This is a genomic window from Wenjunlia vitaminophila DSM 41686 (assembly GCF_000380165.1).
Lineage (GTDB): Bacteria > Actinomycetota > Actinomycetes > Streptomycetales > Streptomycetaceae > Wenjunlia > Wenjunlia vitaminophila.
This window is the reverse complement of sequence record NZ_KB904743.1, coordinates 1-2352: the sequence shown is the minus strand read 5'-3', so window position 1 is coordinate 2352 and position 2352 is coordinate 1. Positions and strand designations below refer to the sequence as shown.

At 70.4% G+C, this 2352-nt stretch carries 2 protein-coding genes; both read right to left on the bottom strand.

The annotated features are described in order from the left end of the window. Positions 1–952 (bottom strand): hypothetical protein (locus A3IG_RS0127935; protein WP_211219475.1); only part of this gene is annotated, 952 nt, incomplete at its 3' end. Between the two features lie 153 nt (positions 953–1105). After that, the coding region (locus A3IG_RS31635; protein WP_040912506.1) for a sugar-binding protein at positions 1106–2352 on the bottom strand (1247 nt) is incomplete at its 5' end.

Here is a 2352-nt window from a genome sequence, read left to right as displayed (position 1 = left end):
CGCCCAGGGAGTAGAGGCGGTTGAGCCAGTCCCGGTTCAGTCCGGCCAGGGCGGGGCCGACGACGGTGGCGTCCGGCACCTTGGCGTGCACCTTGCCATAACTGGCCTTGAGCAATTCCAGGTAGCAGTCAGCGGTGAGGCCGCAGGCGCCGTTGTTGAAGCCGACGGAGTTGTACTCGTTGTAGATCTCCACCTCCTTCGTGTGCTGCTGGTACTTCTCCACGAAGGCGGCGGTGAACTTCCCGTAGGCGTCCAGGCCCTCGGGCGACGACGGGGTCTTGTTGTTGTCGTAGTTGGGGTTGCGGAACGCGGTGATCGGCAGGACGGTCAGGCCCTGCGAGGCCGCGTAGGGGATGGAGCTGTCGGTGGGGTACTTGTCCCAGGAGTACTCCCCGGGGGTCTTCTCGATCGCCGACCAGTTGGCGTCCACCCGCACCTGGCCGGTGCCCATGAGCCGTATCCACCGGAGCAGCTTGTGGTCCTCGCCGTTGTAGTGGCCGAAGTGCATGGCCACGCCGAAGCGTTCGTCGGCGGTCTCGTGGCCGGCGAGCGGAGGGAGGACGCCGAAGTCGGCGGTGCGGGTGGTGTCGCCTGCGGTCGCGGTGAGGGTGTAGTGGCCGGTGTCCAGGCCGGTCAGGTCCACCGTGGCGGTGCCACCGGACGCGGTGGCCGTGCCTGAGGCCACCGGCAGGCCCTGGTTGTCCGTGGTTCGCCAGCTCACCGACGCCTGGTCGGTGGAGACGGTGATCTTCGCCTGTCCCTTGGTGAAGACCAGGTCGGGGGAGGTGACGGTGAGGGTGGCCGCGGCGTGCGCGGTCCCGGCGAGCGGCACCGCGGTGACCAGGCAGCCCAGCAGGGCGGCGGTACCACCCCAGGCGAGCGGGCGGCGCAGGCGGCCTCGTGCTCTGGCTGTTGACCCGGGACGTGCCCGGACCATGCCTTTCTGTTCCATCGAGCGTCCTCTTGATCGGATCGGTCGGTGCGGTGCGTGTGGTTTGACCGGCGGCGGGCACCGCGTCCCCCGCCGGCGCGTCTGGGTTCTCGGATCGGTGGGCGTGCTCCGGCCCCACCGGTCCGAGGTGGTGGAACCCGCTCCTCAGTCGCTCTACGCGTCGGTCAGTTGGACGGCGCGCAGACCGCTGGAGAGCTTCAGGGAGCTGGTGATGCCGGTGCCCCATTCGACCCAGCCGCGTCCCCGGCCGTCGTTGTCGTTGTCGGTGACCACGGCAGCGAGGCCGATGGACGAGGTGGGTTTGCCGGCCAGGCCCAGGGAGGCCCAGGGGACCGTGATGGTGTAGCGGGTGACCGTGCCGTCGCGGACGACGGTCGCGGTGGCGCCCGGGGTGGTTCCGGCCTGCTGCCCGGGCGGAGGCTGCCAGGTGTGGACCCGCGGGACACCGTTGACCAGGGAGGCACCGAACTCGACGTACTGCTTGCTGCGGCCCGGGTGGTCCGGGGTCACCGCGAACCGCAGGGCGTCACCCGCGTACATGGTGGCCGGGTCCGTGGAGGGCTGGTAGAAGGCGTTGTCGGTGACCGCGGCCCGGAACACCATGCCGGTGGCGGTGTACTGGGGGCGCACGGTGCCGGAGAGGTCGGCGTCACCCTGGTACCCGTTCGGATAGTTCTTGGTGGTCTGGGTGGCCAGGTCGAGGGGGGTGGCGGTGGAGACGCCGTCCGCCTGCACCGGCCCCCAGCCGGTCCAGGTGCCGACGGGGGTGCGGACCCCGTCCTCGGTGATGTGGGAGGCGGCCCAGTAGCGGTTCCACCCCTTGACGCCCTCGACGTCCACGGTGAAGGACCTCGAGGAGTTCGGCGCCACCTGGAAGTTCTCGGCGGCGACGCCCAGGTCCACGTAGGCGGTGCCCTCGTTGACCTGCCACTCCAGCTTGGACGGGGTGATGGTGGTGCGGTCCCGGTTGTTGGTGACGGTCACCGTGAGCTGGGTGGCCAGCGGGGACGCCGTCTTCACCCTCGGGTCGAGGGTGACCACGGTGGCCTGCTGGACCTCGGTGGGGGAGCTGACCCGGGCCAGGGTGACCGTCCCCGAGGTGACCTCCCCACTGACCTCGCGCGGCCCGCTCCTGGTGGCGGCGGGCAGCTCGACGGCCTTGCGGGTGACCTGCCCGGGGACGGCGTCCATGGGGAACGCCTTCCCGTCGATCTGGAAGGTGACCTGCTGGGGGAGACCGGTGCCGGTGGTGGTCCGGTCGGCGACGAGGGTGGCCTGGACGGTCTCGGCGGTGTTGGTGAACGTGGGCACCTGGACGGAGAAGACCGGGGTGGTGACGGCCTTGACGTTGGTCACCGTGCCCTTGGCGTACAGGACGCGGCCGTCCAGGGTGAGTTGGA